The organism is Aeromonas sp. 61P (genome assembly GCF_051919545.1).
GTDB lineage: Bacteria > Pseudomonadota > Gammaproteobacteria > Enterobacterales > Aeromonadaceae > Aeromonas > Aeromonas veronii.
Window position 1 is genome coordinate 2,281,441 of sequence record NZ_JBQBEL010000001.1, and the last position, 26,285, is coordinate 2,307,725.

Annotated in this window: 26 protein-coding genes and 1 riboswitch; of the genes, 20 read left to right on the forward strand and 6 right to left on the reverse strand. The window is 60.4% G+C overall.

Translation table 11 applies throughout. The features are described from left to right. Together ACTG2O_RS11020 and fadE are read right to left on the reverse strand one after the other, a co-directional pair. Positions 1–1,275, reverse strand: a complete 1,275-nt coding sequence (locus ACTG2O_RS11020; protein WP_439975736.1) for an amidohydrolase — start codon at positions 1,273–1,275, stop codon at positions 1–3. Positions 1,276–1,454: 179 nt separating this feature from the next. Beyond that, on the reverse strand, positions 1,455–3,911 hold the full coding sequence (gene fadE / locus ACTG2O_RS11025; RefSeq protein ID WP_362786877.1) for an acyl-CoA dehydrogenase FadE: 2,457 nt from the start codon (positions 3,909–3,911) through the stop codon (positions 1,455–1,457). 255 nt (positions 3,912–4,166) lie between these two features. On the opposite strand from fadE, the gene lpcA reads away from it, so the two are divergent. The 3 genes from lpcA (at position 4,167) to ACTG2O_RS11040 (ending at position 6,346) form a co-directional block, all read left to right on the forward strand. After that, positions 4,167–4,745, forward strand: coding sequence for a D-sedoheptulose 7-phosphate isomerase (gene lpcA, locus ACTG2O_RS11030; RefSeq protein ID WP_005334485.1), 579 nt, complete (start codon positions 4,167–4,169; stop codon positions 4,743–4,745). A gap of 164 nt (positions 4,746–4,909) precedes the next feature. Then, on the forward strand, positions 4,910–5,719 hold the full coding sequence (locus ACTG2O_RS11035; RefSeq protein WP_005353514.1) for a class II glutamine amidotransferase: 810 nt from the start codon (positions 4,910–4,912) through the stop codon (positions 5,717–5,719). A gap of 291 nt (positions 5,720–6,010) precedes the next feature. Beyond that, positions 6,011–6,346 carry an Hpt domain-containing protein gene (locus ACTG2O_RS11040; protein WP_323891409.1) on the forward strand — a complete coding sequence of 112 codons (336 nt, stop codon included), beginning with the start codon at positions 6,011–6,013 and terminating at the stop codon, positions 6,344–6,346. Positions 6,347–6,385: 39 nt separating this feature from the next. Here the strand turns inward: ACTG2O_RS11040 and ACTG2O_RS11045 are convergent, their stop codons facing one another. Continuing rightward, the gene (locus ACTG2O_RS11045) at positions 6,386–7,300 is read right to left on the reverse strand and encodes a gluconeogenesis factor YvcK family protein (protein ID WP_019446542.1); all 915 of its coding nucleotides are present in this window, start codon (positions 7,298–7,300) and stop codon (positions 6,386–6,388) included. Between the two features lie 113 nt (positions 7,301–7,413). Here ACTG2O_RS11045 and ACTG2O_RS11050 point away from each other — a divergent pair, with 113 nt between their 5' ends. Both ACTG2O_RS11050 and ACTG2O_RS11055 read left to right on the forward strand, forming a co-directional pair. Further along, the gene (locus tag ACTG2O_RS11050; protein ID WP_439975739.1) at positions 7,414–8,598 is read left to right on the forward strand and encodes an FIST signal transduction protein; all 1,185 of its coding nucleotides are present in this window, start codon (positions 7,414–7,416) and stop codon (positions 8,596–8,598) included. Positions 8,599–8,629: 31 nt separating this feature from the next. Continuing rightward, positions 8,630–10,726: an ATP-binding protein gene (locus ACTG2O_RS11055; RefSeq protein ID WP_439975740.1), complete on the forward strand. Its 2,097-nt coding sequence runs from the start codon at positions 8,630–8,632 to the stop codon at positions 10,724–10,726. 249 nt (positions 10,727–10,975) lie between these two features. Here the strand turns inward: ACTG2O_RS11055 and ACTG2O_RS11060 are convergent, their stop codons facing one another. The 3 genes from ACTG2O_RS11060 to narQ all read right to left on the reverse strand — a co-directional run bounded on the left by ACTG2O_RS11060 (position 10,976) and on the right by narQ (position 14,005). After that, on the reverse strand, positions 10,976–11,551 hold the full coding sequence (locus ACTG2O_RS11060; protein WP_005334473.1) for an LON peptidase substrate-binding domain-containing protein: 576 nt from the start codon (positions 11,549–11,551) through the stop codon (positions 10,976–10,978). A 103-nt stretch (positions 11,552–11,654) separates the two neighbouring features. Further along, a complete protein-coding gene (narL, locus tag ACTG2O_RS11065; protein WP_005334471.1) occupies positions 11,655–12,293 on the reverse strand; it encodes a two-component system response regulator NarL in 639 nt (212 codons plus the stop codon). Further along, positions 12,293–14,005, reverse strand: a complete 1,713-nt coding sequence (gene narQ / locus ACTG2O_RS11070; protein ID WP_005334468.1) for a nitrate/nitrite two-component system sensor histidine kinase NarQ — start codon at positions 14,003–14,005, stop codon at positions 12,293–12,295. Before narQ ends, narL begins: the two co-directional genes overlap by 1 nt. A 78-nt stretch (positions 14,006–14,083) precedes the next feature. Next, positions 14,084–14,224, forward strand: a riboswitch (molybdenum cofactor riboswitch). On the opposite strand from narQ, the gene moaA reads away from it, so the two are divergent. From moaA to modC, 15 genes are all read left to right on the forward strand, one after another. Next, positions 14,212–15,207 (forward strand): GTP 3',8-cyclase MoaA, encoded by a 996-nt coding sequence (gene moaA, locus ACTG2O_RS11075; protein WP_069526775.1) that lies wholly within the window; start codon positions 14,212–14,214, stop codon positions 15,205–15,207. Its footprint overlaps the riboswitch before it by 13 nt. Positions 15,208–15,446: 239 nt before the next feature. Next, complete coding sequence (gene napF, locus ACTG2O_RS11080; RefSeq protein ID WP_439975741.1) at positions 15,447–15,989, forward strand: ferredoxin-type protein NapF; 543 nt, start codon at positions 15,447–15,449, stop codon at positions 15,987–15,989. A gap of 29 nt (positions 15,990–16,018) precedes the next feature. Beyond that, a complete protein-coding gene (locus tag ACTG2O_RS11085; protein ID WP_031227438.1) occupies positions 16,019–16,273 on the forward strand; it encodes a chaperone NapD in 255 nt (84 codons plus the stop codon). A gap of 101 nt (positions 16,274–16,374) precedes the next feature. Beyond that, complete coding sequence (gene napA / locus ACTG2O_RS11090) at positions 16,375–18,864, forward strand: nitrate reductase catalytic subunit NapA (RefSeq protein ID WP_439975743.1); 2,490 nt, start codon at positions 16,375–16,377, stop codon at positions 18,862–18,864. Between the two features lie 16 nt (positions 18,865–18,880). Further along, entirely contained in the window at positions 18,881–19,618 is a 738-nt protein-coding gene (gene napG, locus ACTG2O_RS11095) for a ferredoxin-type protein NapG (RefSeq protein WP_064340968.1), read from the forward strand. Next, positions 19,615–20,490 carry a quinol dehydrogenase ferredoxin subunit NapH gene (gene napH / locus ACTG2O_RS11100; RefSeq protein ID WP_439975744.1) on the forward strand — a complete coding sequence of 292 codons (876 nt, stop codon included), beginning with the start codon at positions 19,615–19,617 and terminating at the stop codon, positions 20,488–20,490. The genes napG and napH overlap by 4 nt, the downstream gene beginning before the upstream one ends. Continuing rightward, on the forward strand, positions 20,490–20,945 hold the full coding sequence (locus ACTG2O_RS11105) for a nitrate reductase cytochrome c-type subunit (RefSeq protein WP_005334452.1): 456 nt from the start codon (positions 20,490–20,492) through the stop codon (positions 20,943–20,945). Before napH ends, ACTG2O_RS11105 begins: the two co-directional genes overlap by 1 nt. Positions 20,946–20,956: 11 nt before the next feature. Continuing rightward, complete coding sequence (locus ACTG2O_RS11110) at positions 20,957–21,547, forward strand: cytochrome c3 family protein (RefSeq protein WP_005353459.1); 591 nt, start codon at positions 20,957–20,959, stop codon at positions 21,545–21,547. Between the two features lie 242 nt (positions 21,548–21,789). Next, positions 21,790–22,296 carry a molybdenum cofactor biosynthesis protein B gene (moaB, locus tag ACTG2O_RS11115; protein WP_005344126.1) on the forward strand — a complete coding sequence of 169 codons (507 nt, stop codon included), beginning with the start codon at positions 21,790–21,792 and terminating at the stop codon, positions 22,294–22,296. Positions 22,297–22,305: 9 nt separating this feature from the next. Continuing rightward, positions 22,306–22,830: a cyclic pyranopterin monophosphate synthase MoaC gene (moaC, locus tag ACTG2O_RS11120; protein ID WP_236285366.1), complete on the forward strand. Its 525-nt coding sequence runs from the start codon at positions 22,306–22,308 to the stop codon at positions 22,828–22,830. After that, the gene (gene moaD / locus ACTG2O_RS11125; RefSeq protein WP_005353453.1) at positions 22,827–23,072 is read left to right on the forward strand and encodes a molybdopterin synthase sulfur carrier subunit; all 246 of its coding nucleotides are present in this window, start codon (positions 22,827–22,829) and stop codon (positions 23,070–23,072) included. The genes moaC and moaD overlap by 4 nt, the downstream gene beginning before the upstream one ends. A gap of 2 nt (positions 23,073–23,074) precedes the next feature. Beyond that, the gene (gene moaE / locus ACTG2O_RS11130) at positions 23,075–23,548 is read left to right on the forward strand and encodes a molybdopterin synthase catalytic subunit MoaE (protein ID WP_110302478.1); all 474 of its coding nucleotides are present in this window, start codon (positions 23,075–23,077) and stop codon (positions 23,546–23,548) included. 87 nt (positions 23,549–23,635) lie between these two features. Then, positions 23,636–24,364 (forward strand): molybdate ABC transporter substrate-binding protein, encoded by a 729-nt coding sequence (gene modA, locus ACTG2O_RS11135; RefSeq protein WP_439975745.1) that lies wholly within the window; start codon positions 23,636–23,638, stop codon positions 24,362–24,364. A gap of 111 nt (positions 24,365–24,475) precedes the next feature. Further along, positions 24,476–25,156, forward strand: coding sequence for a molybdate ABC transporter permease subunit (gene modB, locus ACTG2O_RS11140; protein WP_005361814.1), 681 nt, complete (start codon positions 24,476–24,478; stop codon positions 25,154–25,156). Beyond that, complete coding sequence (modC, locus tag ACTG2O_RS11145; protein ID WP_236285372.1) at positions 25,153–26,253, forward strand: molybdenum ABC transporter ATP-binding protein; 1,101 nt, start codon at positions 25,153–25,155, stop codon at positions 26,251–26,253. The genes modB and modC overlap by 4 nt, the downstream gene beginning before the upstream one ends. The last annotated feature ends 32 nt before the right edge of the window (positions 26,254–26,285 follow it).

The window sequence follows — 26,285 nt, forward strand, 5'->3', positions numbered from 1 at the left end:
TCAAGAGAGGGCTGCTTCTGCCACACCCAGTCGTGCACGGGCCCAGGCGGCCAGTAGCTCTACCCCGCTTTGCATCACCCGCTCATCGAAATCGAATTCGTTGTGATGGTGCGGCGCCGCCAGATCGGCCCCCAGGATGAGGTAAGCCGCTTCGCCCCCCTGCTTTTGCACCCGCTCCATCAGAAAACCGGCATCTTCGCTGGCGCCAAAGCGGCGAGTCTGGATGGTGGCGAGTCCCTGCTTGCGGGCCAGCGCCGCCAGCTCGGCCTGCAGTGCCGGGCTGTTGTCGAGGGCAATGGCCTCACCCTGCTTGATGATGCGATAGGTGACACCGTGGGCGAGGGCAGTCCCTTCGACGATGCGCTGTACCTGACTGAACATGTAGTCGTTGAGCGTGCTATCGGCGCCGCGGGTTTCACCGCGCAGCTCTGCATGATCGGGGATGACGTTGCGGCCGCTGCCAGCGTGAAGCTGGCCGACGTTGATGCGGGTCATGCCATCGCGGTGGCGGGGAATGCCGAGCATGGCGGTGGTGGTCATGCAGGCGGCGGCCAGCGCATTGCTGCCGGCATTGGGCTCGAGCCCGGCGTGAGCAGCGGTGCCCATAAAGTGGACGTCGAACTTGGTGGAGCAGAGAAACTCGGTGGGGTTGATCACCAGCTCGCCGCTGCCAGCGTGAATACCGATATGGAGCGAAAGCAGGGCATCCACGTCATCGAGTGCGCCACCGGCTGCCAGCGCCTTGCCACCGCGGCACCCCTCTTCGGCGGGTTGGAAGAAGAGCTTGATGCGACCGCACAACTGCTCTTTCATCGCCATCAACTGGCTGGCCAGCCCCATACCGATGGCGGTGTGGCCATCGTGGGCACAGGCGTGCATCCACCCCTTGTTGTGGGAGGCAAAACCCTCCTGCTGCGGCTGGTGCTGTTCGGCGTCGGACTCTTCCACTTCCACCGCATCGATGTCGAAGCGAAAGGCCAGGGTCGGGCCGGGACGGCCGGTATCCAGCTCCCCCATCAGCCCGGTGACATCGCCAATCCGCTCCAGCCAGTCGGGATGGGCCCCCTGACGGCGGGCGCGAGCCTTCTCGGCCGCCACATCCACATCACGGCCCATCATCAGATTGCTGGCCAGCAGTTTGTCGCCGAGCACGATGCGATAACCGAGCTCGCTCAGGTGGTGGGCAATCAGGCTGGTGGTGCGAAACTCTTTCCAGGCCGCTTCCGGCAGGCGGTGCAGGTCGCGGCGCCACAGGATCAGGTGCTCAAGGGTCATCTTGGCTTCCTTGGTGATTCGATTTGTCAGCTATTGTGCCTTTTTTCCCGGCTGACCACACGGGGCCAGCAGCTGGTCGGGGGAGCTGTGCGGGCGAGTGGTGACTGTTCGGGCCGTGAATAGTGGTGAGCGCCCATAAAAAACGCCTCCACAAGGGAGGCGTTGTCGATAGCTGGTTATCAGGCCGCGTGATGGTAAGCGGAGGCTTCAAACAGCTTCTTGTTGGCCACCAGATCGATGGGGTCAAAATCATCGACGTTGATGGTGCGCAGGCGACTTACCTCGGCGCGGCGTAGCAGCTCGGCTTCGCTCTGGGTCAGTACGCCAGCGGCCAAGCCGATGTCGGCCACCTTGTCCAGTGCCATGAAGGGGCGCTTGATACCATCGCTCTTGCAGACTTTCTCGAACAGCGGCTCGGCGGCCAGCACGTCATCGAGCGCCTGCTCCAGCAGACCGAAGGGGTTGCCCTCTTCGCGAGTCAGGTATTGGCCCTTGGCCAGGCGGCTGCGAGTTTCGCTCGGGGTTTGCAGCAGACGGGCCACTTGCTGGTCCAGCTTGTCGCACGGACGGTTCAGGTCACGACCCAGCGGCAGCACCACGGCGCGCAGGGCAAGCCCAATCCAGCGGTTCGGGAAGTTGCGCAGCAGCTCGTCGATTGCCTCTTGTGCCTTGAACATGGCATCTTGCAGTGCCCAGTGCAGCAGCGGCAGGTCGGCCTGCTGGCGTCCCTCGTCCTGATAGCGCTTGAGGGCGCTGGAGGCCAGATAGAGCTGGCTCAGCACGTCGCCAAGACGGGCGGAGACCCGCTCCTTGCGCTTGAGCTCGCCACCCAGGGTGCCCATCGCCATGTCTGACAGGAACGCCAAGTTGGCCGAGAGGCGGGAGAGCTGCTGGTAGTAGCCCTTGGTCTGATCCTTGTACGGTGCCGCGGCAAAGCGGGCGCCGGTGATACCGAGCCAGAAGCTGCGTACCAGGTTGCTGATGGCAAAGCCGACGTGGCTGAATACCGCCTTGTCGAAATCCTTCAGCGCCTGCTCCTTGTCGGGGTGGCTGGCGGCCAGCATCTCCGGCAGTACATACGGGTGGCAGCGGATAGCGCCCTGACCGTAGATGATCATGCTGCGGGTCAGGATGTTGGCCCCTTCCACCGTAACGGCGATGGGGGCACCCTGATAGCCACGGGCCAGATAGTTGTTGGGGCCCATGCAGATGGCCTTGCCACCGTGGATATCCATGGCATCGATGATGCACTTCTGGGCACGGTCGGTGAGGTGGTATTTGACGATGGCGGAGATGACTGACGGCTTCTCGCCAAGGTCGATACCGGTCACGGTCAGGTTGGCTGCGGCGCCCATGATGTAGGCGTTGCCGCCGATGCGGGCCAGCGGCTCTTCAATCCCTTCCATCTTGCCGATGGGCAGCTTGAACTGGCGACGGATACGGCTGTAGGCGCCGCTCGCCAGGGCCAGCATCTTGACGCCGCCAGTGCTGTTGGAGGGCAAGGTGATGCCGCGACCGACCGACAGACACTCGACCAGCATGCGCCAGCCCTGACCGGCCATGGCCGGGCCACCGATGATGAAATCGAGCGGGACGAACACATCCTTGCCCCGGGTCGGACCGTTCTGGAACGGCACGTTGAGCGGAAAGTGGCGACGGCCAATGCCGACACCCTTGATGTGAGTCGGGATTAGCGCGCAGGTGATGCCGAGCTCTTCCTCTTCGCCCAGAAGGTGTTCCGGATCACGCAGTTTGAAGGCGAGACCCAGCACGGTAGCGATAGGGGCGAGCGTGATGTAGCGTTTGTTCCAGGTCAGGCGCATACCGAGCACCTCTTTTCCTTCCCACTCGCCCTTGCAGACGATACCGAAGTCGGGGATGGAACCTGCGTCAGAGCCCGCTTCCGGGCTGGTCAGGGCGAAGCAGGGGATCTCTTTACCTACCGCCAGGCGGGGCAGGTAGTAATCCTTCTGCTCGTCAGTGCCATAGTGTTGCAGCAGTTCGCCCGGGCCCAGCGAGTTGGGTACGCCAACGGTGGAGGCGAGCACGGCGCTGGCACCGCACAGCTTTTGCAGGACACAGGACTGGGCGTAGGCCGAGAACTCCAGACCGCCATATTTCTTCTTGATGATCATGGCGAAGAACTTGTTGTCCTTCAGGTATTGCCACACCTCGGGGGAGAGATCCGCGCGCTCGTGGGTCACTTCCCAGTCGCTCACCATGCGGCACACTTCCTCGACCGGGCCATCCATAAAGGCCTGCTCTTCGGCAGAGAGGGTGCTGACCGGGATGGCGTGCAGCTTTTTCCAGTCCGGGTTGCCCGCGAACAGATCGGCTTCCCACCAGGTGGTGCCCGCTTCGATAGCCTCTTTCTCGGTGCGGGACATCTCCGGCATGATCGATTTGTAGATCTTGAACAGCGGCTTGGTTATTTGATTGCGGCGAAATTCCACCAGATTGAGCGGGATGGCGATCACCGCGAACAGCGCCCATACCAGCAAGGGCACATGACCATAGATGGTGCCAAGCACCAGGGCGGCGCCGGTGACCAGGGTGGAGATGAACAGGGATGCCCGGCGATAGGCCAGGGCTCCGATAACCAGGATCACCCCGAGCAGAGTGAGGGTCGTCGTCATTGCTTGCTCCTTGCGTGGTTAGGTTGCCAACGTGGCGTAACTGATCCAGAGGTCTGACCTGTTGGATATGGCCCCTGTTGTAATTCATACGCACAAAGTTATCAAGCTGTTTACATCTTCATTACCTTCTCTCTGTGATCCCCATAACGCTCACGCGCCGCCAGCGCTGTGGCTAGTAGGGGGGCGACTGTGCGATTCGCTTGTGCGAGAATAGCCGCGATCTACACGCACACTAAAAACAGTGGAAGAGACATCATGTACCAAGAATTGATCCGCAATGAACTGACCGAAGCTGCCAGCGTGCTGCAGGCCTTCCTGGCTGATGAGCAGAACCTGAAAAACATCGAAGCGGCCGCCAAACTGCTGGCTGACTCTTTCAAGGAAGAGGGCAAGGTGCTCTCTTGTGGCAACGGTGGCTCCCACTGTGACGCCATGCACTTCGCCGAAGAGCTGACCGGTCGTTACCGCGAGAACCGCCCGGGTTATGCCGGTATCGCCATCTCCGATCCGAGCCACCTCTCCTGCGTCTCCAACGACTTTGGCTATGACTATGTCTTCTCCCGCTACGTAGAAGCGGTTGGCCGTCGTGGCGACGTGCTGCTTGGCATCTCCACCAGCGGCAACTCCGGCAATATCCTGAAAGCCATCGAGGCGGCCCGCGCCAAAGGGATGAAAGTGATCGCCCTGACCGGCAAGGATGGCGGCAAGATGGCGGGTCTGGCGGATGTCGAGATCCGCGTGCCGCACTTTGGCTATGCCGACCGTATTCAGGAAGTGCACATCAAGGTGATCCACATCCTGATCCAGCTGGTCGAAAAAGAGATGGCCAAGTAATCAGGCCATCGTCACCAGACAAGGGCAACGCCGGTAGCATGGTTCGCCATCGGCCGGTTGTTGCCAGTCACAGGGGAAGGGATTGCGCCTTCCCCTGCTGTCTGTCGAACCAGCGTGCTGGTCGAACATGACACAAGCCAAATCATGAAAGGAGTCTGCCGGATATGTGCGAACTGCTCGGCATGAGTGCCAATGTGCCGACCGATATCTGCTTCAGCTTTACCGGGTTGATGCTGCGCGGCGGCAAGACCGGGCCCCACAAGGATGGCTGGGGGATCACCTTCTACGAGGGGAAGGGCTTTCGCACCTTCAAGGATCCCGAGCCCAGCGCCCAATCTCCCATCGCCAGACTGGTACAGGCGCTGCCCATCAAGAGCTGCGCTGTGGTCAGCCACATTCGGCAGGCCAACCGTGGCTGCGTGTCACTGGAAAATACCCACCCCTTTACCCGTGAGCTGTGGGGCCGTTACTGGACCTTTGCCCACAACGGTCAGCTGACCGGCTACAAGAAGCTGCCAACCGGCCGCCACCGGCCGGTGGGGGATACCGACAGCGAGCACGCCTTCTGCTGGCTGCTCGATCGGCTGGAGCAAAAATATCCCAAGCGTCCGGCCAACTTTCCCGCCATGTTTCGCTATCTCGCCACCCTGTGTGATGAGCTCAGAGCATTCGGGGTGTTCAACATGCTGCTCTCGGACGGGGAGTATGTGATGAGCTACTGCAGCAACAACCTGCACTGGCTGACCCGCTGTGCGCCGTTTGGCGAGGCGAGCCTGCTGGATGAGGAGGTGGTGATCGACTTTCAAAGGGAGACCACCCCCAACGATGTGGTGACCCTGATCACCACCCGTCCGCTGACCGGCAATGAGAATTGGGTCAAAATGGCGCCCGGCGAATTCAATCTGTTTCGCATGGGGGAGCGGGTGGCGACCAACCAGGTCGCGCTTGAGCAAGATAAAAAAATACCAGGGTAGATACCTACCCTGGTTCTTCGCAGCAGCCATAAAAGGCAAAAGGGATGAGAGGTGTTGCTGAGCATCATCACTCTGACGGCATTGAGTGTTGATCGGTTGTTAATTGGTGGCAATCAAGTTGTTGTATTGAGGGGCGTTTCAGCATCGCTATTTCGATACTGATCACATTTTTTGCCACTTTATTCCCTGAGCCATCCAATCGGGTGCTTCATCACTGCCTGGCCGTGAGCCACGACATCGAAAACTATCTATAGTATGGTCTGTTTGAATACTGTTCAGGAGGAGCCTCGCATGGAGTGGGTGGATCGCAAGGTGTTGCAGCAGCTGGCAGAGGATATCGGTCCGGATATGCTGCCCGTGGTCATCGCAGTCTTTATTGAAGAGGTGGGCGAGCAGCTGAGTCAGCTCAGACCCCTCTATGAACAGGGAGAGTGGGAGGCGCTGGCTCGGGTGGCGCACAGCATGAAATCATCCTGTGGCAGCTACGGCGCCATGCCGAGCTATCAGCAGGTGATGGCGCTGGAGATGGCCAGCAAGCAGACCGATGTGGCCGAGGCAGAGCGCCAGTTGCAACTGCTGGAGGCCTCCTTGCCCCAGGTGCTCGCGTTTCTTGCCGATTATCAGTAACGGCGCCATGCAGGGATGCCGTGGCGCCGTGACCGTTGCCTAACGCTGGTTGAGCAGTTGCTGGATGATCCGGTCCAGCGCCAGTTTCAGCTTCAATCGATCGTGCCGATGCGGCAGCTCAAGCTCGCCCAGCTCGGCTTCGATCACTCGCCCTTGCCAGTCCCCCGCATCACTCGCGCCCTGTGGGGCCAGGATGGCATCCAGCCGACCCTGACCGACCCGGGACTCCAGCCAGCGACACTGACTCATCAGATCCAGCTGACTGGCAGGGCCGTTTTCCGCCACCAGATTGCAGACGAAAACCAGCATGGCGCTGCTCTCATTGATGGCCTGGGCGATCTCGGCCAGCAGCAGTGGTGGCATGATGGAAGTGAGAAAACTGCCCGGCCCAAGAATGATCATGTCCGCCTGCTGCAGTGCCAGCACCGCTTCCCGTGTCGCTTGCACCTCCGGCATCAGGCCGAGGGAGAGGGGCGGTGTTGCCAGTTGATCGATGGATACCTCTCCCAGGATCTGGGTGCCACACTCCATATGGGCGCAGAGATCGGTGGGAAATTCAGACATGGGTAGCAATTGTGACTCGATTTTGAGCATGTCACTGATCAGCTTGATAGCATCAAGAGGACGGACACAGAGATTATCGAGCGCCAGCAGCATCAGGTTGCCAAGGTTGTGACCCGCCAGCTCGCCTTTGCCGGCGAAGCGGTATTCGAACAACAGGCTGCCGATACTGGGATCGGTCACCAGCTGGTTCAGGCAGTTGCGCAGATCGCCCCAGGCGATGCACTCCTGACTCTTGCGCAGGCGTCCGGTCGAGCCGCCATCATCTGTGGTGGTGACGATGCCGGTGAGCCGTTGACCGAGAAACGAGAGGGACGAAAGCACTCGTCCCATGCCATGGCCACCACCGATGGCAACGACCCGATCGAAGTCATTGATGTTTTTTTGCCACATATGGGCGTCCTGTCATTGGTCTCAGTTGACCGCTATGTTAGCAAGTGAAGCGAGATAATTGTTTGATAAAGGTATGATTTTTGCTTGAGGCTGCCATTCGATAAAACAAGGAGATGGTGTTGAAATTTCTGACCGTTCACTCCCTCGCCCAGAGTTCATCGCTGGCGGCCCAAGATATCAGCGCGCAGCTGCGCCACTATGCCGCTCAGGCCCCCTCCCTGCTGTTACTCTATTTTACCCAAGCCCATGAGGGGGCGATACTGCGCGACGCGCTCAAACGCCAGTTCCCGACGACCCGCCTGCTTGGGTGCAGCTCTTGCGGTGGTGTCATGACCGAGATGGGACACCACGCCCGAGACGGATATGGGCTGGCCGTTGCTGCTCTGTACGATGAGAAAGGGGCATTCGGGGTAGCCGGTGCCAGCGGTGACGAGGTGGATGTGCGGCAGTTGCTTCGCCGAGCCATGAGCGACTGTGGTCGACCGGGCGAGCTGCCCCAGTTGATCCTGTTTCACGCCAGTCCCGGCAAGGAGGAGGGGCTGCTGGCCGGTATTGAGGCAGAACTCGGTGCCTCGGTGCCGGTGGTCGGTGGATCCGCGGCTGATAGCAGTGTCAGCGGTGACTGGCAGCTCTGCTGGGATGAGGCGGTGGCTCAGGATGGCATCGGTCTGGCGGTGCTCTATCCCGATTGCCAGCTGGCCTTTCAGTTTCACTCGGGCTATGTGCCTGCCGAATTCAGCGGCGAGATCACCGCCTGCAACGGGCGGGAGGTACTCACCATCGATCACCAGCCAGCCGCCGAGGTCTATGCCCGCTGGTGCGGGCGCGAGCAGCCCTGGCCGGTGGGGGCTATTTTGCGGGAGACCACGCTCACCCCGCTGGCTCGTCAGGTGGGAGCACTGGATGGCATTCCTTATTACAAACTCTCCCATCCCGAAGCGGTGACCGAACAGGGCGGGCTGCGGCTCTTTACCGATGTGGTGCAAGGGGAGCGTCTGCTGTTGATGTACAGCAGTCAGGAAGGGTTGTTGCAGCGCAGCCTCAATGCCATGCGCGTTGAGCCAGGGTATGGGGTCGATGTGGAATTGCAGCCTATCGGCGCTCTCATTATCTTTTGTGCTGGTTGTCGTTTGGCGCTAGGTGATATGTTGTGCCAATTTGTCGAGCAGAGCCAGGCTCGCCTAGGCAAGATCCCTTTTATCACCCCCTTTACCTTCGGCGAGCAGGGGCGGCTGCCCAATGGCGAGCTGGCCCATGGCAACCTGATGGTATCGAGCGTGATTTTCCTGACCCGTTGAGTCGGCAGAACATAACAGAGCAGGCAACAAGATGATTGGCAACAGTGAACTGGAAGCCCTCGGCGACAAATTGCAGACCACGCTGGTCGACCTTATGCGTTGCCGTGAGCGCGAGGCCAAGTATCGTCACGAGTCCCAGACTCTGCTGGGGGGCGTTGCCACCCTCGCCGATGCCAAGACGCTGGAGCAGGTACTGGAGAGCCTTATCCAGGTGCTCAAACCCTTTATCGGCTTTGAGCACGCTGATGTGGTGGCCTGGGAAGGGGAGCAGGGAAGTACCCACCTCAGTACCGAGCCAATGCTATCAGCCCGCAGTTGGCGCATGACCCCGGCATTTGCCCGCGCCATCTCGGGTGAAACTCTGGTGATTTACGATCCCGCCCAGCTGCCCGAGCTGGCGCCGCTGGCGAGCGAGCTGGGCTGGGCCAGCGTGATGCTGACCGGGCTGCAGGCCCCCGGTTTTACCGCCACCCTCATCTGCCGCCACGCTCGGGCGGGCACCTTCGATCTCACCAGCAAGGCCGCCATGGAGCGTTGCCGTCCGCTCATCGCCCAGGCGCTGGTCAACATCACCTATCGGGCCCGCTTGCAGGAACAGGTCGCGGTAAAAACCGAGGCGCTGCAGGCCAGCGAACGCCGTTTTCGCAGCTTCGCCGCCATGGCTTCGGACTGGTTCTGGGAGACAGATGCCGAGCATCGCCTCAGTTATGCCTCAGAGCCGGGTTATCTGGATGAGATGACCCCGCAAGCGACCCGGCCGACCCTCTATGACTACGTCTGCAACAAGCAGAGCTGCGATGCCCAGAAATATCTGCAGCTTTTGGCGCTGCGCCAGCCGGTGCGAGGGGTGCGGATGCAGGTTGCGCTGCAACACGGCCCCTGCTGGATGGAGGTGAGCGCCGAGCCTTGCTTTGACCATGATGGCCTGTTTATTGGTTATCGCGGCACAGCCCGGGATATCAGCAACCAGATCCGTAGGGAAGAGGAGCTGGCGCGGGCACGGGATGAGGCTGAAGCGGCCAACCGTGCCAAGTCCCAGTTTCTGGCCATGATGACCCACGAGATCCGCTCGCCCATGAATGCGGTGTTGGGGATGCTCGATCTGGTGCAGCATGCCGAGCTGGCGCCGGAGCAACAGAGCCTGCTGCGCCATGCCACCCACTCGGCCAGATTGCTGCAAACCATCATCGACGACGTGCTCGATTTTTCGAAAATCGAGTCGCAAACCTTGGTGTTTCACTGCGAGACCCTGCAACCCGTCCAGCTTTGCCAATCTCTGGTCGAGCCGCTGCAAGCTCGCGCGACCGCCAAGGGGATCGCGCTGGTTTATCGGGTCGATGAGTCTGTGCCCCGGGAGTTACAGGGGGATCCGATGCGTCTGTCACAGGTGATGGGCAATCTGCTGGACAACGCCCTCAAATTTACCGAGCAGGGGCAGGTGACACTGCACCTGGGTTGGCAGGATGAGAAGCTGCTTATCTCGGTCTCCGACACCGGGATCGGGATCGCCGATGCGGATCAGGCGCTGCTGTTTGAACCCTTCTCCCAGGTCGACAACTCGGCCACCCGGCGTTTTTCCGGTACCGGCCTCGGTCTTGCCATCAGCAAGCGTCTGGTGACGCTTATGGGGGGAGAGATCCACCTGAAGAGCGAGCCGGGCAAGGGAAGCTGTTTCTGGTTCGAACTGCCCGGCATGGCGCTGCCTTGTCATAGCCAGCCGCAGCGGGAGGAGGGGGCTTCGGCACTGCTGCCACTGGATGTGCTGGTGGTGGAGGACAGCCCGGTGAACCAGTTGGTGGTGTCGCTGATGCTACAAAAACTGGTGGGCAAGGTTCGGCTGGCTGCCAATGGTCTGGAAGCGCTGGCGCAGGTGGATGAGCAGATCCCGGATCTGATCCTGATGGATATGCGGATGCCCCTGATGGACGGACTGGAAGCGACCCGACGCTTGCGTGAGTTGGGATGTACTATGCCTATTGTCGCCCTGACAGCCAATGCGATGGCGGAGGACAAGGCGTGCTGTCTGGCGCAGGGGATGGATGACTTTCTCGCCAAGCCCATCACCTTGTCACGGTTGAGAGAGTGTTTGCAGCGTCACTTTGGTCAGCGGTTGCCGACGCGCGGATAAAAAAAATGGTCAACTTTGTGGGTTGACCAGTTCTTCAGCAAATACTGAAGAGAGCACGGGATAAATCGGGTTGTATCAATCTATATGAAAAATCTGTGCCAACTTTTTTGGGACTCTTTTGTGTTCAATTTTGGCCGTTTAGCGCAGCGGCTCTCTCTTGGTATGGTGTTTTGCGTTCCTACTTACTCGCAAAATGCGAATTTCACATTTTCATTGTTGGAATAATTGCATTTTGCAATGCTGTTTTTGTCATTGTGAAATCAGGCGATGCAGAAATTTACGGGCCGCTTCGCTGTTTTGTTTGGCAATCAGCATCTGCTTTTCATAAATCGGCATCGGCAATATCTCGAGCCAGCGCTGGCAGAGCCAGGCGGCATCTTCAAAACGCTTGTCCGGATAGAGCTCATCAAGCTCCGGATACTGCTCGAACACTTCCCGCAGGCGATTGACCAGCAGCTTGTCGTTGAAATCTGAGTGGGTGCTCGGCCAGTTGGGCAGCATCTCCACCTTGGCCCGGCGCAGGCCCATCTCGTCTGTTTCCATCTCGTGGATGCAGAAGCGCTCCAGTCCCAGCACCGTCACACCCAGCAGACCATCATTGAGGGTGTAGAAGTCTGTCACCTTGACCCGGGTGCCCACCGGCAGAATGCGGCCGGATTGTCCCGAGGTGGTCGACTCTTCCATCACGATGCCAAAGCCCTGATCGTTGATGAATGACTCCTTGAGCATCTGCAGGTGGCGTGGCTCGAACAGACGCAGAGGAAGCTTGCCGCCCGGCAGTATGTGGGAAGGCAAGGGGAACAGTGCCAAAGGTTGTAGTTTCATGTTCCATCCTCCATTGAGTAGTTGCTGAATATGACAATGCAGCGACTGTGCCAGAGAATGAAAAAAGCCACCGGAGGGTGGCTTTTCGGACGGTTGAGGGCGCTTAGTTGCGCTGCTCCAGATACATGACAGCCGCTTCCACGCGGCTTTGCGCCTCGAGTTTCTTCAGCAGGCTCTTCACGTGAACCTTGACCGTTCCCTCGGAGATATGGAGTACCGAGGCGACCTGTTTGTTGGAGAGGCCTTTTGCAATTTCGCGCAGGATTTGCATTTCGCGACGCGTTAAGCTTTCCAGCTTCTGCTGCAGGTGATCCAGCTCGTAGATGTTTTCGAGATAGGGGCGCAGCGGTTCGCTCAGGATCTGCTTGCCGGTCATCACGTCGGCCAGCTGGGCCAGCAGCAGATCAGGCTCGGTATCCTTGAGCAGGTAGCCGTCGGCACCCGCCTTGAGCAAAGCAACCACATCCTGACGGGCATCGGAGACGGTGAGGATCACCACCCGGGAGGTGATCTCTTCGGCCCGTAGCGCCTTGAGGGTATCGAGGCCGGAGAGCCCCTTCATGTTGAGGTCGAGCAGGATCAGGTCCGGCTCTGATTCTTTGGCCAGCGCCACGGCATCTGTGCCGTTGGAGGCTTCACCGGTCACCTCCATGTTCTCTTCCAGAGCCAGCAACTGCACAATCCCTTTGCGCATGAGGGGATGGTCATCTACGACCAGAACTGTGTATTTCATCTCGTCCATCAGGCGTCTCTCGCTAGACTGGTGGGAAAGGTCAGATGCACGCAGGTGCCTTGTGGTTGCTGCTCGTTGATGGTCAGCAGACCGTGCAGTTTGCTGGCGCGCTCGTTCATGATGCTCAACCCGTAATGGTTGATCGCCGAGCTGGCGAGTCCGATCCCGACACCGTCATCTGAAATCTGAACCTCAATGTTACCACTGGCGAGGGTCTCACAGCTAACATCAATCACTTGCGCGTTGGCATGTTTGATGGCATTGAGCACTGCCTCACGGATCAGCTGCAAAATGTGGATATGCTGGCCCGCCTCCAGGTCGTTGTCGGCCAGTCCGTAATGGAACCGGATTTCGGCTTGGGTCTGAGGTTGCAGTTGATCAAGCATGACGCGGATCGCTTCCCCCAGATTGGCATCGCCAATGGTGAGCCGGAAGGTACCGAGCAGTTCGCGCAACTGGGTATAGGCATTGCTAAGCCCCTCGTCGATCTGCTGCATCGCCTCCTGCGCCTTGTCATGTTGCCCCTTGGCGTAAGAGCGCTTGAGCAGAGTGGACTGGATCTTGAGATAGGAGAGGGCCTGCGCCAGCGAGTCGTGCAGTTCCCGGGCGATCACCGCCCGCTCCTCCATCAGCAGCAGTCGCTGCTGTTGCAGCAGGGTCTGATCCTTGTGCAGCACCTGAGCCAGCAGCATGGTGAAGTTCTTGATCAACCGCTCGTCGATGGGGTGCTGGCTGATGATGTCGAGGCGGCCGAACTCCTGCTCATCCATCTGCAGATAGAAGCTGGCGACCGCATCGAGATCGCCGGGCCAGCCGGTGCGCCCCGAGATGTAGACTGGCATGGCATTGTGCTCGAAGCGGGTCAGCCGGATGTGGTCGATATGCTGGTGGGCGGCAGCACGGTCCAGCAGTTTGATGAGGGTGCGGGTGCTGAGCGGGGCGGCGTGCAGCTTCTGGGCGGTCGAGTAGAGAAACGAGAGGGTGTCGTTGGCCTGTTGCAGCTTGGCGGTTTTCTCTTCCACCTTGTTTTCCAGCTCCCGATAGAGCTTGCCCAATTCGTCGGCCATGGTGACAAAGGCGCGCGACAGCTCCCCCAGCTCGTTTTCGCCGTGGGCGGGCAGCTTAAGATCGAAATCCTGCCGCTGGATCTGGCGGGCGCAGTAGACCAGCTGGTTGAGGGGGGCGACCACCTGCTGGCGGGTGAAGCGCACTGTAAACCAGGCGATGGTGATGATGGCCAGCAGGCCGAGCCCCTCCGCAAGCGCCAGCATCCTCACCTTGAATTCCACGTGGTACTGCATCTGATTGACGAAATTGTCGATGGCCGCCACAAACTGCTCGGTGTTATCGGTGTACCGTCTGGGAGTGCGATCCTCGATGTGTTGGCGCATCACCTGCCACTGGCCGAGCACCTCGCCATAGGTGCGACGCAGGGAGGCAGGAGTGATCCAGCGCTGGGTCTCCTGTAGCTCTTCGGCGTGCAGGGTCTCTTCAAACTGGGAGAGGCGCCCCAGCACGCTGTCGCCCCGCTCGATTTCGTAGGCCATCCGGTAGGCCTGCATCCGCAGCGAACCGGAGAGGTTGATCGCCTTGGCATCGGGTACCGAGTAGAAGAGGGTGACCATGGCGACCAGCGCGATCAGGCTGGCCATGAAGAGGATCAACACCATGGCGCGGCCAATGGCACTGCTGACCGAATGGACCCTGAACCGTTTTCCCATACTGATGCGCACCTCTGAATAGTGATAAGGACCCCGCAAGATGCGTGGGAGTGTACTCCAACTTGTGTTAGCATCGAAAAACTAGATGAACTCCGAGCGGTTTTGCCTAAGTCCTAGCGATAGGGGGAAACCAGCCGTCAGCCGACGTTCGAGCTGTAAGGGTCAGGAAAGAAATGCCCTGGCCTCCCGTATTTGGAAAGGTGTTTATGTTGCCACTTGAAGATGGTTTTTCCCGTCGTTTTTACTATTTGCGTCTGTCAGTGACTGATGTGTGCAACTTCCGTTGCACCTATTGCTTGCCTGACGGCTATCGCCCCCCGGAAGGTCACAAAGCGGGGCGTCAACCCTTTCTCTCGATTGACGAGATCCGCCGCGTGGTCAGCGGTTTTGCCGCCATGGGCACCCGCAAGGTGCGCATCACGGGGGGCGAGCCCTCCCTGCGCCGCGATTTCACCGAGATCGTCAAGGTGATTGCCACCACCCCGGGCATCGAGAAGGTCGCCATGACCACCAACGGCTATCGCCTCAAGGAGCGGGCTCAGGAGTGGTTTGATGCCGGACTCAACGCGCTGAATGTCAGTGTCGACAGTCTCGACCCGCGCCAGTTTCACCAGATCACCGGTGAGAACAAGCTGGCCGAGGTGATGGAGGGGATCGAAGCAGCATTGGCCGCCGGTTTCAAATCGGTGAAGATCAATGCGGTGCTGCTCAAGGGGCTCAACGACTACCAGCTTGATGCCTTTCTGGGCTGGATCAGGCACAAGCCCATCGAGCTGCGCTTTATCGAGCTGATGCAGACCGGCGAGATGGATACGCTGTTTCGTGACCACCATGTCAGCGGCGAACAGATCAAACAGCGCTTGCTGGAGAGCGGTTGGGTGCAGCAGTTACGGGGCACGGATGATGGTCCGGCGCAGGTCTTTATGCACCCCGATTCGCAAGGTGGGGTGGGGCTCATCATGCCCTATAGCAAGGATTTCTGTGCCGGTTGCAACCGGCTGCGGGTCTCCTCGCAGGGGAAGCTGCATCTGTGCCTGTTTGGCGACAACGGCTTCGACTTGCGGGATCTGCTCGGCGCAGATGGGCAATCCGATGAGCTGCAACAGCGCATTCGCGCGGCACTGGCGGGCAAGAGTGCCACCCATCGGCTTCATGAAGGCAATGCCGGCATCACTCCTCATCTCGCCTCGATCGGTGGATAAACGCAAAAAATCGCCAACGATTAAATAGCAATCCTCACATGGAGGTATTTTAACCGATACCTCCATTTTTATTGCGCTGCAAGGCTTTGATCTGGCGCAAGAATCCCCCCTGTTTATCTCCCTGGTGGTATATCCCTTACCTTGTCAGGGCCGCAATATACACCCACTCTTATAATTGGTATCAAGAATGCCAATCATGGACTCGTACTGTCCCCTTTTTCACCAGAACAGGAGTCAACATGCCGGATGAGATCGATCTTGCCCGCCGCGGCCTGTTCCGGGGGCGGCTGAAAACCGCCGAACCGCCGGTGCAGTTGCCCTGGTCAGTCAACTGGTCGGCATTTGTCGCCGACTGCACCCGCTGCGGGGAGTGTCTGGCGGCCTGTCCGGAGCAGATCCTGGTGAATGGCGAGGGCGGTTTTCCGGTGGTTGATTTCCAGCGTGGCGAATGCACCTTCTGCACCGAGTGCGTCACGGTCTGCAAGGCGCCTGTGTTTCGCACGACCAGCGAGTCCCCCTGGCACTACAAGGCCCATATCGAGGCCAACTGTCTGGCCAATGGTCAGGTGTTCTGCCAGCGCTGTCAGGACAGCTGTGAGCCCAATGCCATTCGTTTTATTCCGGTGCTGGGGCGTGTGCCCACCCCGACGGTCGAGCCGGATCGCTGTAATGGCTGCGGCGCCTGTATGCAGGATTGTCCAGTTGGCAGCATCAAGGTCGACGGGCGAGCCGCCCCATCCGGTGGTGCGAGTCAGCCCCCCCTCAAGCAGGAGTCAGAATGAGTCAGAAGCCGTGTGACACAGAAGCCACAATGGATCAGGAGTTCCATGTATCGAGTCTGGTGGTGCTGACCCAGCCCCCTTTGCGCCATCAGCTCGCCGAGCAGATTGGCGCCCTTGAAGGGGCCGAGATCCACGCCGTCAGTGACGAGGGCAAGCTGGTCGTGACCCTGGAAGGTCCGAGCCAGCGGCCGATCATGGCGGCCATTGATGCGATACAGGCGATGCCGGGTGTGCTCTCTGCCGCCCTGATTTACCACCAGTTCGATGAACTGGGCGGTCACTGAAAAGAGTGATGGGATGCCGGGCATGCCCTCTGCCGCTGATGGCTGGCTCCCGTTCGACAGATTCGACAACTATTACGCGATAAGCAATGTGAGGATATGCCATGAAGCTGAGTCGACGCGACTTTATGAAGGCCAACGCGGTGGCAGCTGCCGCTGCCGTGGCCGGTGTCAGTGCCCCCACGCTGGCAGCCAATCTCATCACCAGTACCGACAAGACTGCCATCCATTGGGATAAGGCTCCCTGCCGCTTCTGCGGTACCGGCTGCTCCGTGCTGGTGGGCTCTCAGGATGGGCGGGTCGTGGCGACTCAGGGCGACCCCGATGCACCGGTCAACCGTGGCCTCAACTGCATCAAGGGCTACTTCCTCTCCAAGATCATGTACGGCCAGGATCGCCTGACCCAGCCGATGCTGCGGATGAAGAACGGCCAGTTCGACAAGGATGGCGACTTTGCCCCCATCAGCTGGGATCAGGCGTTCGACATCATGGCCGAGAAGTTCAAGGCGACCCTGAAAGAGAAGGGGCCGACCGCCGTCGGCATGTTCGGCTCCGGCCAGTGGACCGTCTGGGAAGGCTATGCCGCCGCCAAGCTGATGAAGGCCGGTTTCCGCTCCAACAACATTGACCCCAACGCTCGTCACTGCATGGCCTCTGCGGTCGTTGGCTTCATGCGTACCTTCGGTATGGACGAACCGATGGGTTGCTACGACGATATCGAGCAGGCCGATGCATTCGTGCTGTGGGGCTCCAACATGGCCGAGATGCACCCCATCCTCTGGTCGCGGATGTCCGATCGCCGTCTCTCCAACCCGGATGTGCAGGTGCACGTGCTCTCGACCTTCGAGCACCGCAGCTTCGAGCTGGCGGACAACGGCATGGTGTTCACCCCGCAGACCGATCTGGCGATCCTCAACTATGTCGCCAACTACATCATCCAGAATGACAAGGTGAACTGGGACTTCGTCAACAAGCACACCGTGTTCAAGAAGGGGGCCACCGACATCGGTTATGGCCTGCGCCCGACCGATCCGCTGCAGCAGAAAGCGAAGAACCCGGACAGCGGCGATGCCACTCCGATGACCTTCGATGAGTTTGCCAAGTTCGTGGCGGATTACGATGTGGAGTCGGTCTCCAAGCTCTCCGGCGTCTCCAAAGAGAAGCTGGAAAAGCTGGCCAAGCTCTATGCCGACCCGAGCAAGAAGGTGGTCTCCTACTGGACCATGGGTTTCAACCAGCATACCCGTGGCGTCTGGGCCAACAACCTCTGCTACAACATCCACCTGCTGACCGGCAAGATCTCCGAGCCGGGTAATGGTCCTTTCTCACTGACCGGCCAGCCCTCTGCCTGTGGCACCGCGCGTGAAGTGGGTACCTTTGCCCACCGTCTGCCCGCCGACATGGTGGTGACCGAGCCCAAGCACCGCGCCATTGCCGAGAAGATCTGGAAACTGCCAGAAGGGACCATTCCCGACAAGGTGGGTTTCCACGCCGTGCTGCAGGATCGCATGCTCAAAGATGGCAAGCTCAACGCCTACTGGGTGATGTGCAACAACAACATGCAGGCTGGCCCCAACATGAATACCGATCGCCTGCCTGGCTATCGCGATCCGCGCAACTTCATCGTGGTCTCTGACCCGTACCCGACCGTCACTGCCCAGGCCGCTGACCTCATTCTGCCTACCGCCATGTGGGTGGAGAAAGAGGGGGCCTACGGCAACGCCGAGCGCCGCACCCAGTTCTGGCACCAGCAGGTGAAAGCGCCGGAAGGGGCCAAGTCCGACTTGTGGCAGCTGATGGAGTTCTCCAAGCGCTTCAAGGTTGAGGAAGTGTGGCCGGCTGAGCTGATTGCCAAGATGCCGGAAGTGAAGGGCAAAACCCTGTTCGACGTGCTCTATGCCAACGGTCAGGTCAACCAGTTCCCGAAAGAGCAGAGCAAAGGTCTGCTGAACGACGAGGCCGAGCACTTCGGGTTCTACGTCCAGAAAGGGTTGTTCGAAGAGTACGCCACCTTCGGTCGTGGCCACGGTCACGATCTGGCGCCGTTCGATCAGTACCACGAAGCCCGTGGTCTGCGCTGGCCTGTGGTAGATGGCAAAGAGACCCTGTGGCGCTATCGTGAAGGGTTCGACCCCTATGTGAAAGCGGGCGAGGGGGTACGTTTTTATGGCAAGCCCGATGGCAAGGCGGTCATCTTCGCCCTGCCGTTCGAGCCCGCCGCCGAGTCGCCGGATAAAGAGTACGATCTGTGGCTCTCCACCGGTCGCGTGCTGGAACACTGGCACACCGGCACCATGACCCGTCGGGTGCCCGAACTCTATCGCGCCTTCCCGGATGCGGTGCTCTTCATGCACCCGGACGATGCCAAGGCTCGCGGCGTGCGCCGTGGTGAAGAGGTGATCGTCTCCTCCCGCCGTGGCGAGGTGAAGACCCGTGTCGAGACCCGTGGTCGCAACCGTCCGCCGAAAGGACTGGTCTTCATGCCCTTCTTTGATGCCAGCCAGCTGGTCAACAAGCTGACCCTGGACGCCACCGATCCGCTCTCGAAAGAGACCGATTACAAGAAGTGCGCCGTCAAGGTGATGAAGGCTTAAGGCGGGGGAGTGCGAGATGAGTCGTAGTCGTCGCCAGTTTCTGGCCGACATGGCCAAGGGGGCCTGCGGTGTGGGCCTGCTTGGCGTGGGGCTCGGCGGCATGGCACGCCAGCAGGCACAAGCTGTGCCTGCCCAGGCGCTGCGTCCGCCTGCCGCCCTCGATGAAACAGAGTTCCTCAGCGCCTGCGTGCGTTGCGGGCTCTGCGTCGAGGCGTGCCCCTACGACACCCTCAAGCTCGCCCGGCTGTTTGACCCTGTGACCACTGGCACCCCCTATTTCAAGGCGCGTGCCGTGCCCTGCGAGATGTGTGATGACATCCCTTGTGTGGTGGCCTGTCCGAGCGGGGCGCTGGATCAGCAGATGACCGACATCGATCAGGCCCGGATGGGGGTGGCTGTGCTCATCGATCACGAGACCTGCCTCAACTATCTGGGTTTGCGTTGCGATGTCTGTTATCGGGTCTGCCCGCTGATTGACAAGGCGATCACTCTTGAGCTGCAGCATAACCAGCGTACCGGCAAGCACGCCATGTTCCTGCCCACGGTACACAGCGATGTCTGCACCGGCTGTGGCAAGTGCGAGCATGCCTGCGTGCTGGAGGAGGCCGCCATCAAGGTGGTGCCACGCCAGCTCGCTAAAGGTGAGCTGGGTCATCACTACCGGCTCGGCTGGGAAGAGAAGGCCAAGGCGGGGAACAAGTCGCTCATCGGCGACAGGCTCACCCTGCCGACCCGCAAACCGGAGGGGTTATGAGTCGTTATCCGGGGGAAGAGGCGCGCATCAAGCTGGGGTGGTGGCGTTCCCATCGCTTCCTGCTGCTGCGTCGGCTGAGTCAGTTCAGCGTGCTCGGGCTGTTTTTGCTGGGGCCGTTGGCGGGTATCTGGATCCTCAAGGGCAACCTCTCCAGCTCGCTGTTGCTGGAGACGGTGCCGCTGACCGATCCCCTCACGCTGTTGCAGTCGCTGGCGGCGGGTCACTGGCCCATCACCACTCTCTGGCTGGGGGCTGCCATTGTGCTGGCCGGCTACTGGCTGGTTGGGGGACGAGTGTTCTGCTCCTGGGTCTGTCCGGTCAACCTCATCACGGATACGGCGGCCTGGCTCAGAGTGCGCCTTGGCCTCAAGGGCAATGGCCAGTTCAGCCGTGCGACCCGCTACTGGCTGCTGGCCATGGTGCTGGTGGTGCCAGCGGTGGTCGGCGTGATGGTGTGGGAGCTGGTCAATCCGGTGTCACTCGCCATGCGCGGCCTGCTGTTTGGCATGGGGGCGGGCTGGGCCCTGCTGGTGGCGCTGTTCCTGTTCGATCTTTTCGTGGTTGAGCGGGGTTGGTGCGGTCATCTCTGTCCGGTGGGGGCCTTCTATGCCCTGGTCAACCGGGTCGGATTTATCAAGATTTCTGCCAAGGGGCGCGAGCGGTGCAACAACTGCATGGATTGTTATGCGGTTTGCCCGGAGCGTCCCATCCTGCGCGGGCCTGTTCACGGTGCCAAGCGCGGTCACGGGCCCTTGATTGCGGCTCAGGAGTGTACCAACTGTGGCCGCTGCATCGATGTCTGCGCGGAACAAGTTTTTGAAATCACTGTAGGTTTTGCCGTCAAGGCAGAAAAAACGTCGGAGAACAAATAATGAAAAAGCTGATTGGAGCAATGCTGGCCTGCCTGATGGCGGGATCCTTGATGGCAGCGGCCCCCGAGATCACCAACAGTACCGGTGGCCTCAAGTCCGAGCGGGGCGCCACCGATCTGGTGACCGATGCCACCGCCGCGCCCCTGAAAAACTTCCGCAAGGATGGCGCGCCCTACGATCGCCAGTACATGCATCAGCCGCCGCTGATCCCCCACGACATTCGCAACTATGAGGTGGATACCAAGGTCAACAAGTGCCTGGCTTGCCACAGCTTCAAGAATGCCAGCGCCATGAAGGCCCCCAAGATCAGCCCGACTCACTTCGAGACCCGCGACGGCCTGACCCTGGGTGAAGTGTCGCCGCGTCGCTACTTCTGCCTGCAGTGCCATGTACCGCAAGCGGATGCCAAGCCGCTGGTGGAAAATACCTTTAAACCGGTTGAAGCGCTGAACTGAGGAATCCATAGATGAAATTACCCGGCTTTATCCAGCGTCTGTGGACCACCTTCAAGTCACCATCGAAGGCGGCTCTCTGGGTTATCTTGCTGATGGGCTTCTTCGGTGGCGTGATTTTCTGGGGTGGCTTCAACACCGCCATGGAAGCATCCAACACCGAGGCCTTCTGCACCAGCTGTCACGAGATGAAGGACAACGTGTTCGAGGAGTATCGCGATACCATCCACTACGCCAACCGCTCCGGTGTGCGGGCCAGCTGCCCGGATTGTCACGTACCCCATGAGTGGACCTACAAGATCATCCGCAAAGTGCAGGCTTCCAAGGAGCTGTGGGGCATGATCACCGGCAAGGTGGATACCCGCGAGAAGTTCGAGTCGCACCGACGCGAGATGGCGGAGCGGGAGTGGCAGCGGATGAAAGAGACTGATTCGCGCGAGTGCCGCAACTGCCACAACTTCGAGTACATGGACTTCTCCCTGCAGGGGCAGCGTGCCGCCAAGATGCACTCTACCAATCTGGCCAGTGGTGAAAGTACCTGCATCGATTGTCACAAGGGGATCGCTCACCAGCTGCCCGACATGACCGGGGTGAAAGGGTTCTGATCCTGCGACGACAGGCCGGGTTTACCCGGCCTGCGTTTTGTTCATATATGGGACAAGCATCAGATTTGTGTGTCTTTTAAATCCCATATCTCGTGAAACCTTTGATAGAATCAGCCCGCCGTCACACGCTTGAGCAAGTTGGTCACCCCTGTCTGCGTCCGTTTTTGCGCCCTGACAGCTGGCCTCTCATACCCCTTATCTTCCTGCCTCGTTGACGGCCCATAGCCACAAGGAGCTGCCCGATGGGACAGAAACACAACGCATTTATTCCCCTCAAGATCGCCGTGCTGACGGTCTCCGACAGCCGCACCGCCGCCGATGACAGCTCGGGCGACTATCTGGTCTCGGCCCTTACCGACGCGGGCCATCAGCTGGCCGATCGGGCACTCTGCCCGGACAACCTGTTTCGCATCCGCGCGCGGGTGAGCGAGTGGATCGCCGATGAGGGGGTGCAGGTGGTACTGATTAACGGCGGTACCGGCTTCAATGAACAGAACCGGGTACCGGAAGCGGTCGGTGTGCTGTTCGAGCGCACCGTACAGGGTTTTGGCGAGATGTTCCGTCAGCTCTCTTTTGCTGAGATTAAGGGCTCCGCCATGCAGAGCCGTGCGCTGGCGGGACTCGCCAATCGAACCCTGATCTGCTGCCTGCCGGGCTCCACCGGCGCATGTCAGCTGGGTTGGGAGCAACTGATCCGCGATCAGCTCGATGCCCGCACCAAGCCGTGCAACTTTGTCTCCCACCTCTGAGAGCAAACGATGAACAAGACCGATCCCAAGCAGACCCAGCCCAACCTGACGCATCTGAACCAGAGTGGCGAAGCCCATATGGTGGATGTGACCGACAAGCAGGTGACCGAGCGCGAAGCCCGCGCCGAGGCGTTTGTTGCCATGGCTCCCGAGACGCTGGCGCTGATCCTGAGCGGCCAGCACCACAAGGGTGACGTGTTCGCCACCGCCCGCATCGCCGGCATCATGGCCGCCAAGAAGACCTCCGATCTTATCCCTCTCTGCCATCCGCTGGCCTTGACCAAAGTCGAGGTGGAGATAGTGCCGCTGGCCGAGCAGCACAAGGTGCATATCCGCACCCTCTGCAAGCTATCAGGCAAGACCGGGGTGGAGATGGAGGCGCTGACTGCGGCGTCGGTAGCGGCGTTGACCATCTACGACATGTGCAAGGCGGTACAAAAGGACATGGTGATCGAACAGGTGCGGCTGGTAGAGAAAAAGGGCGGCAAGTCCGGCCATTTTCAGCTGGGGTCAAATAGCGGGGAGCAAGCATGATCAAGGTACTGTTTTTTGCGCAAGTAAGAGAGCTGGTGGCCTGCGATGAGCTGAGCCTGCCGTGCGACTACGCCACTGCCGAACAACTGCGCGCGGCGCTCTGTGAACGCGGCGACAAGTGGGCGCTGGCGCTGGAAGCTGGCAAGCTGCTGGTGGCAGTCAACCAGACCCTGGTGCCCCTCGACACGCCTATCAACGATGGCGATGAGGTCGCCTTCTTCCCACCTGTGACCGGAGGTTAAGGATGAGCGAGGCAACCATGACCGATCGCATTCTGGTGCAGCGGGAGGACTTCTCGCTGGCGGATGAATATGCCCGCCTCGCCACCCGCCCAGACAGTGGCGCCATCGTCACCTTCGTTGGCAAGGTGCGCGACTTCAATCAGGGGGAGGAGGTGAAGGGGCTTGCCCTCGAGCACTACCCCGGCATGACCGAGAAGGCGCTGGCCGATATCGTGCAGGAGGCCCGCCGCCGCTGGCCGCTGCAGGAGTGTACCCTCATTCATCGTATCGGCGAGTTGTGGCTTGGCGATCAAATCGTGCTGGTGGCGGTGAGCAGTGCCCACCGCGACGCCGCCTTTGATGCCTGTCACTTCATCATGGATTTCTTGAAAACCCGGGCGCCGTTCTGGAAAAAAGAGCTGACCGCCGAGGGTGTGCAACGCTGGGTCGAGGCGCTTGATCGCGACAACGCCGCCGCTGCCCGCTGGCAAGCCTGACCTGTTCATCACGAGGGGCGCAGGTTCAACGGGAACCACGGCCCCGCCAAGGGGCGCGGATGTGCGGGCCCCATCAGGAGAAAGGGAATGAAACCGCTGTTATCTGTTGTCATCGCAGGCATCTGCGCCGCCACCTTGCATACCGGTGCCGTTCAGGCCGATGAAGTGAAAGTGGCCGTGGCGGCCAACTTCAAGGGCACCATAGATCGTATTGGCAAGGAGTTCACCGCCAAGACCGGCCACACCCTGGCCATCTCGTCTGCCGCCACCGGAGTGCTCTACACCCAGATCAGTCACGGCGCACCGTTCGATCTCTTCCTCTCCGCCGATGTAGCGACCCCCGAGAAGCTGGAAAAAGAGGGCAAGGGGAGCGATCGCTTCACCTACGCCATCGGCCAGCTGGGGCTGTGGAAGAAGGGGGGCCCAACTCCTGACGAGGCGACCCTGCGCAGCTGGAAAGGCAACCTCGCTATCGCCAATGCCCGCACTGCCCCCTATGGTGCTGCCGCCATGGCGACCCTCACCCATCTCAAGATCGATCCCAAGCAGTACCGGCTGCTGACCGGCGCCAACATCGGCCAGACCTGGCAATTTGTCGACACCGGCAATGCCGAGCTGGGCTTTGTCGCCTGGGCCAATCTGGTGGAAGCGGGCAAGACTGGTGAAGCCTGGGCAGTGCCTGTGAGCTTCTATCCCCCCATCGAGCAGCAGGGGCTGGTATTGAAAAAAGGCGCCGCGGTCGAGGCGCTGGTGGCCTGGCTCAAGGGGCCGGGTCAGGCGCAGATCAAGGCAGCTGGTTATGCCTTGCCCCAATAAGGGGATGGGCCTGATGCGATACCCTGAGTGGTCGGCCTTCGGGTCGGTCACTCTTTGCAATAAGGATGGATACCATGCCGTTGGGGGCATTTATCAACCGGGAGGTCGGCAATGAGTGAAGGGGATCTGCTGGCGGTCTGGCTCACCCTGAAGCTTGCGGCCTGCACCACAGCGATTTTGCTGTTGCTGGCACCGCCGCTGGCCTGGTGGCTGTCGCGCAGTCAGAACCGGCTGCGGCCGCTGGTGGAGGCGCTGGTGGCGCTGCCGCTGGTGCTCCCTCCCACAGTGCTGGGTTTTTATCTGCTGCTCGCCTTCTCCCCCGAATATGGTTTCGGCGCCTGGTGGCGCGACACCTTTGGCGCCCCGCTCGCCTTCAGCTTTCTCGGCCTGCTGTTTGCCTCCATCCTCTATTCGCTGCCGTTCGTGGTGCAGCCGCTCACCTCCGCCTTCGTCAACATGGGCAACAAAGAATTGGAGGCCGCTGCGACCCTGGGGCTCGGCCCGCTGGAGCGCTTCTTCCACATCATCTTGCCGATGACCCTGCCCAGCTTCGTAATGGCGGCGGCCCTCGGCTTTGCCCATACATTGGGGGAGTTTGGCGTGGTGCTGATGATTGGCGGCAATATTCCCGGCGAAACCCAGGTGCTCTCCATCGCCCTGTTTGATCATGTGGAGGCGATGGATTATCAGAACGCCCATATTCTGGCGGGCGGCCTGATGGCCTTCTCGCTGGTGATGCTGGTGCTGGTCTACGGGGTGCTGCAGCGCAGACAGCGGAGAGTGTTCGGATGAACCTACTCGCTACTATGCCGCCTGTGAACGTGCCGCACCGCCATGCCTTGAACCTCCATGCCCGGCGCGAGTTTGGCCCCTTTACCCTCGATTGCGCACTTACCTTGGAGCTGGGGGGCATTCTCGGTCTGTTCGGTCCTTCCGGTTGCGGCAAAAGCACCTTGCTGCGCATCCTCGCCGGGCTCGATCGCCAAAGCGGGGATCGCTTGTTGTGGGGCGGGCGGGAGTGCGCAGAACTGCTGCCCGAAGCGCGCCGGATAGGACTGGTATTTCAGGACTCGCGCCTCTTCCCTCATCTGACGGTGCTCGGCAATCTGCAACTGGCGGCCCGCAAGGGGCGAGGGCGCTGGCAGCCCGAGGCGCTGGCGACGCGACTCGGCTTTGCCGATCTGCTGGGACAGCCTGCCCATGCCTTGTCGGGCGGCCAACGCCAGCGGGTGGCATTGGGGCGGGCGCTGCTGGCCGAGCCCGACCTGCTGCTGCTCGATGAACCTTTTTCTGCGCTGGATCGGCGCAGCCGCATCCATCAGGCCCATGTACTCAAGGGATTGCAGCAGGAGAGTGGCATCCCGATGATCTTCGTCAGCCACGCCATGGAGGAGGTGAGCCTGCTCTGCGATCAGCTGGTGCTGCTGGAAAGTGGCAGGCTGGAGGCGCAAGGCAGGCCGAGCGAGATCTTCGCCCGCACCGATCTCTCGCTCGCCAGCCGTGACGATGCCGGGGTGATGCTTGATGCGACCCTCTCTCACTACGATGAAGAGGAGCAGATGGCGACCCTGCAGCTCGGTGAGCAGCAACTGCGGGTCACCATGACCCATGTGCCGGATGAGAGCGGCCCCTTGCAGATCAAGGTGGCGGGGCGCGATGTGGTGATCGCTACGGCCCCCATCGAGCACTCCAGTCTCTCCAACTGTCTCGTCACCCGTCTGCTGGCGGTGCGCGAGGTGCGCCCCGGCCAGACCCTGTTGCAGTTGGCGCTGGGTGAGCAGATACTGCTGGCCCGGATCACCAGCCGCTCCGCCAGGCGGCTGGCGCTGGCGCCGGAGCAGCAGATCTACGCTTATATCAAGGCGGTGAGTCTGGTCAGCGAAGGCTGATTGGGCGCCGTGTTGATAACGTGGCAGGATGG

Excerpts from the sequence above, each read along its gene's own strand:
- ACTG2O_RS11055 (WP_439975740.1), top strand. The coding sequence starts at position 8,630 with ATGATTGGCAACAGTGAACTGGAAGCCCTCGGCGACAAATTGCAGACC.
- lpcA (WP_005334485.1), top strand. The coding sequence starts at position 4,167 with ATGTACCAAGAATTGATCCGCAATGAACTGACCGAAGCTGCCAGCGTG.
- ACTG2O_RS11035 (WP_005353514.1), top strand. The coding sequence starts at position 4,910 with ATGTGCGAACTGCTCGGCATGAGTGCCAATGTGCCGACCGATATCTGC.
- modB (WP_005361814.1), top strand. The coding sequence starts at position 24,476 with ATGAGTGAAGGGGATCTGCTGGCGGTCTGGCTCACCCTGAAGCTTGCG.
- moaD (WP_005353453.1), top strand. The coding sequence starts at position 22,827 with ATGATCAAGGTACTGTTTTTTGCGCAAGTAAGAGAGCTGGTGGCCTGC.
- moaE (WP_110302478.1), top strand. The coding sequence starts at position 23,075 with ATGAGCGAGGCAACCATGACCGATCGCATTCTGGTGCAGCGGGAGGAC.
- narL (WP_005334471.1), bottom strand. The coding sequence starts at position 12,293 with ATGGACGAGATGAAATACACAGTTCTGGTCGTAGATGACCATCCCCTC.
- ACTG2O_RS11085 (WP_031227438.1), top strand. The coding sequence starts at position 16,019 with ATGGATCAGGAGTTCCATGTATCGAGTCTGGTGGTGCTGACCCAGCCC.
- narQ (WP_005334468.1), bottom strand. The coding sequence starts at position 14,005 with ATGGGAAAACGGTTCAGGGTCCATTCGGTCAGCAGTGCCATTGGCCGC.
- napF (WP_439975741.1), top strand. The coding sequence starts at position 15,447 with ATGCCGGATGAGATCGATCTTGCCCGCCGCGGCCTGTTCCGGGGGCGG.
- ACTG2O_RS11105 (WP_005334452.1), top strand. The coding sequence starts at position 20,490 with ATGAAAAAGCTGATTGGAGCAATGCTGGCCTGCCTGATGGCGGGATCC.
- ACTG2O_RS11110 (WP_005353459.1), top strand. The coding sequence starts at position 20,957 with ATGAAATTACCCGGCTTTATCCAGCGTCTGTGGACCACCTTCAAGTCA.
- ACTG2O_RS11045 (WP_019446542.1), bottom strand. The coding sequence starts at position 7,300 with ATGTGGCAAAAAAACATCAATGACTTCGATCGGGTCGTTGCCATCGGT.
- modC (WP_236285372.1), top strand. The coding sequence starts at position 25,153 with ATGAACCTACTCGCTACTATGCCGCCTGTGAACGTGCCGCACCGCCAT.
- moaA (WP_069526775.1), top strand. The coding sequence starts at position 14,212 with ATGTTGCCACTTGAAGATGGTTTTTCCCGTCGTTTTTACTATTTGCGT.
- moaC (WP_236285366.1), top strand. The coding sequence starts at position 22,306 with ATGAACAAGACCGATCCCAAGCAGACCCAGCCCAACCTGACGCATCTG.
- fadE (WP_362786877.1), bottom strand. The coding sequence starts at position 3,911 with ATGACGACGACCCTCACTCTGCTCGGGGTGATCCTGGTTATCGGAGCC.
- modA (WP_439975745.1), top strand. The coding sequence starts at position 23,636 with ATGAAACCGCTGTTATCTGTTGTCATCGCAGGCATCTGCGCCGCCACC.
- ACTG2O_RS11060 (WP_005334473.1), bottom strand. The coding sequence starts at position 11,551 with ATGAAACTACAACCTTTGGCACTGTTCCCCTTGCCTTCCCACATACTG.
- ACTG2O_RS11020 (WP_439975736.1), bottom strand. The coding sequence starts at position 1,275 with ATGACCCTTGAGCACCTGATCCTGTGGCGCCGCGACCTGCACCGCCTG.
- napH (WP_439975744.1), top strand. The coding sequence starts at position 19,615 with ATGAGTCGTTATCCGGGGGAAGAGGCGCGCATCAAGCTGGGGTGGTGG.
- ACTG2O_RS11040 (WP_323891409.1), top strand. The coding sequence starts at position 6,011 with ATGGAGTGGGTGGATCGCAAGGTGTTGCAGCAGCTGGCAGAGGATATC.
- napA (WP_439975743.1), top strand. The coding sequence starts at position 16,375 with ATGAAGCTGAGTCGACGCGACTTTATGAAGGCCAACGCGGTGGCAGCT.
- napG (WP_064340968.1), top strand. The coding sequence starts at position 18,881 with ATGAGTCGTAGTCGTCGCCAGTTTCTGGCCGACATGGCCAAGGGGGCC.
- ACTG2O_RS11050 (WP_439975739.1), top strand. The coding sequence starts at position 7,414 with ATGGTGTTGAAATTTCTGACCGTTCACTCCCTCGCCCAGAGTTCATCG.
- moaB (WP_005344126.1), top strand. The coding sequence starts at position 21,790 with ATGGGACAGAAACACAACGCATTTATTCCCCTCAAGATCGCCGTGCTG.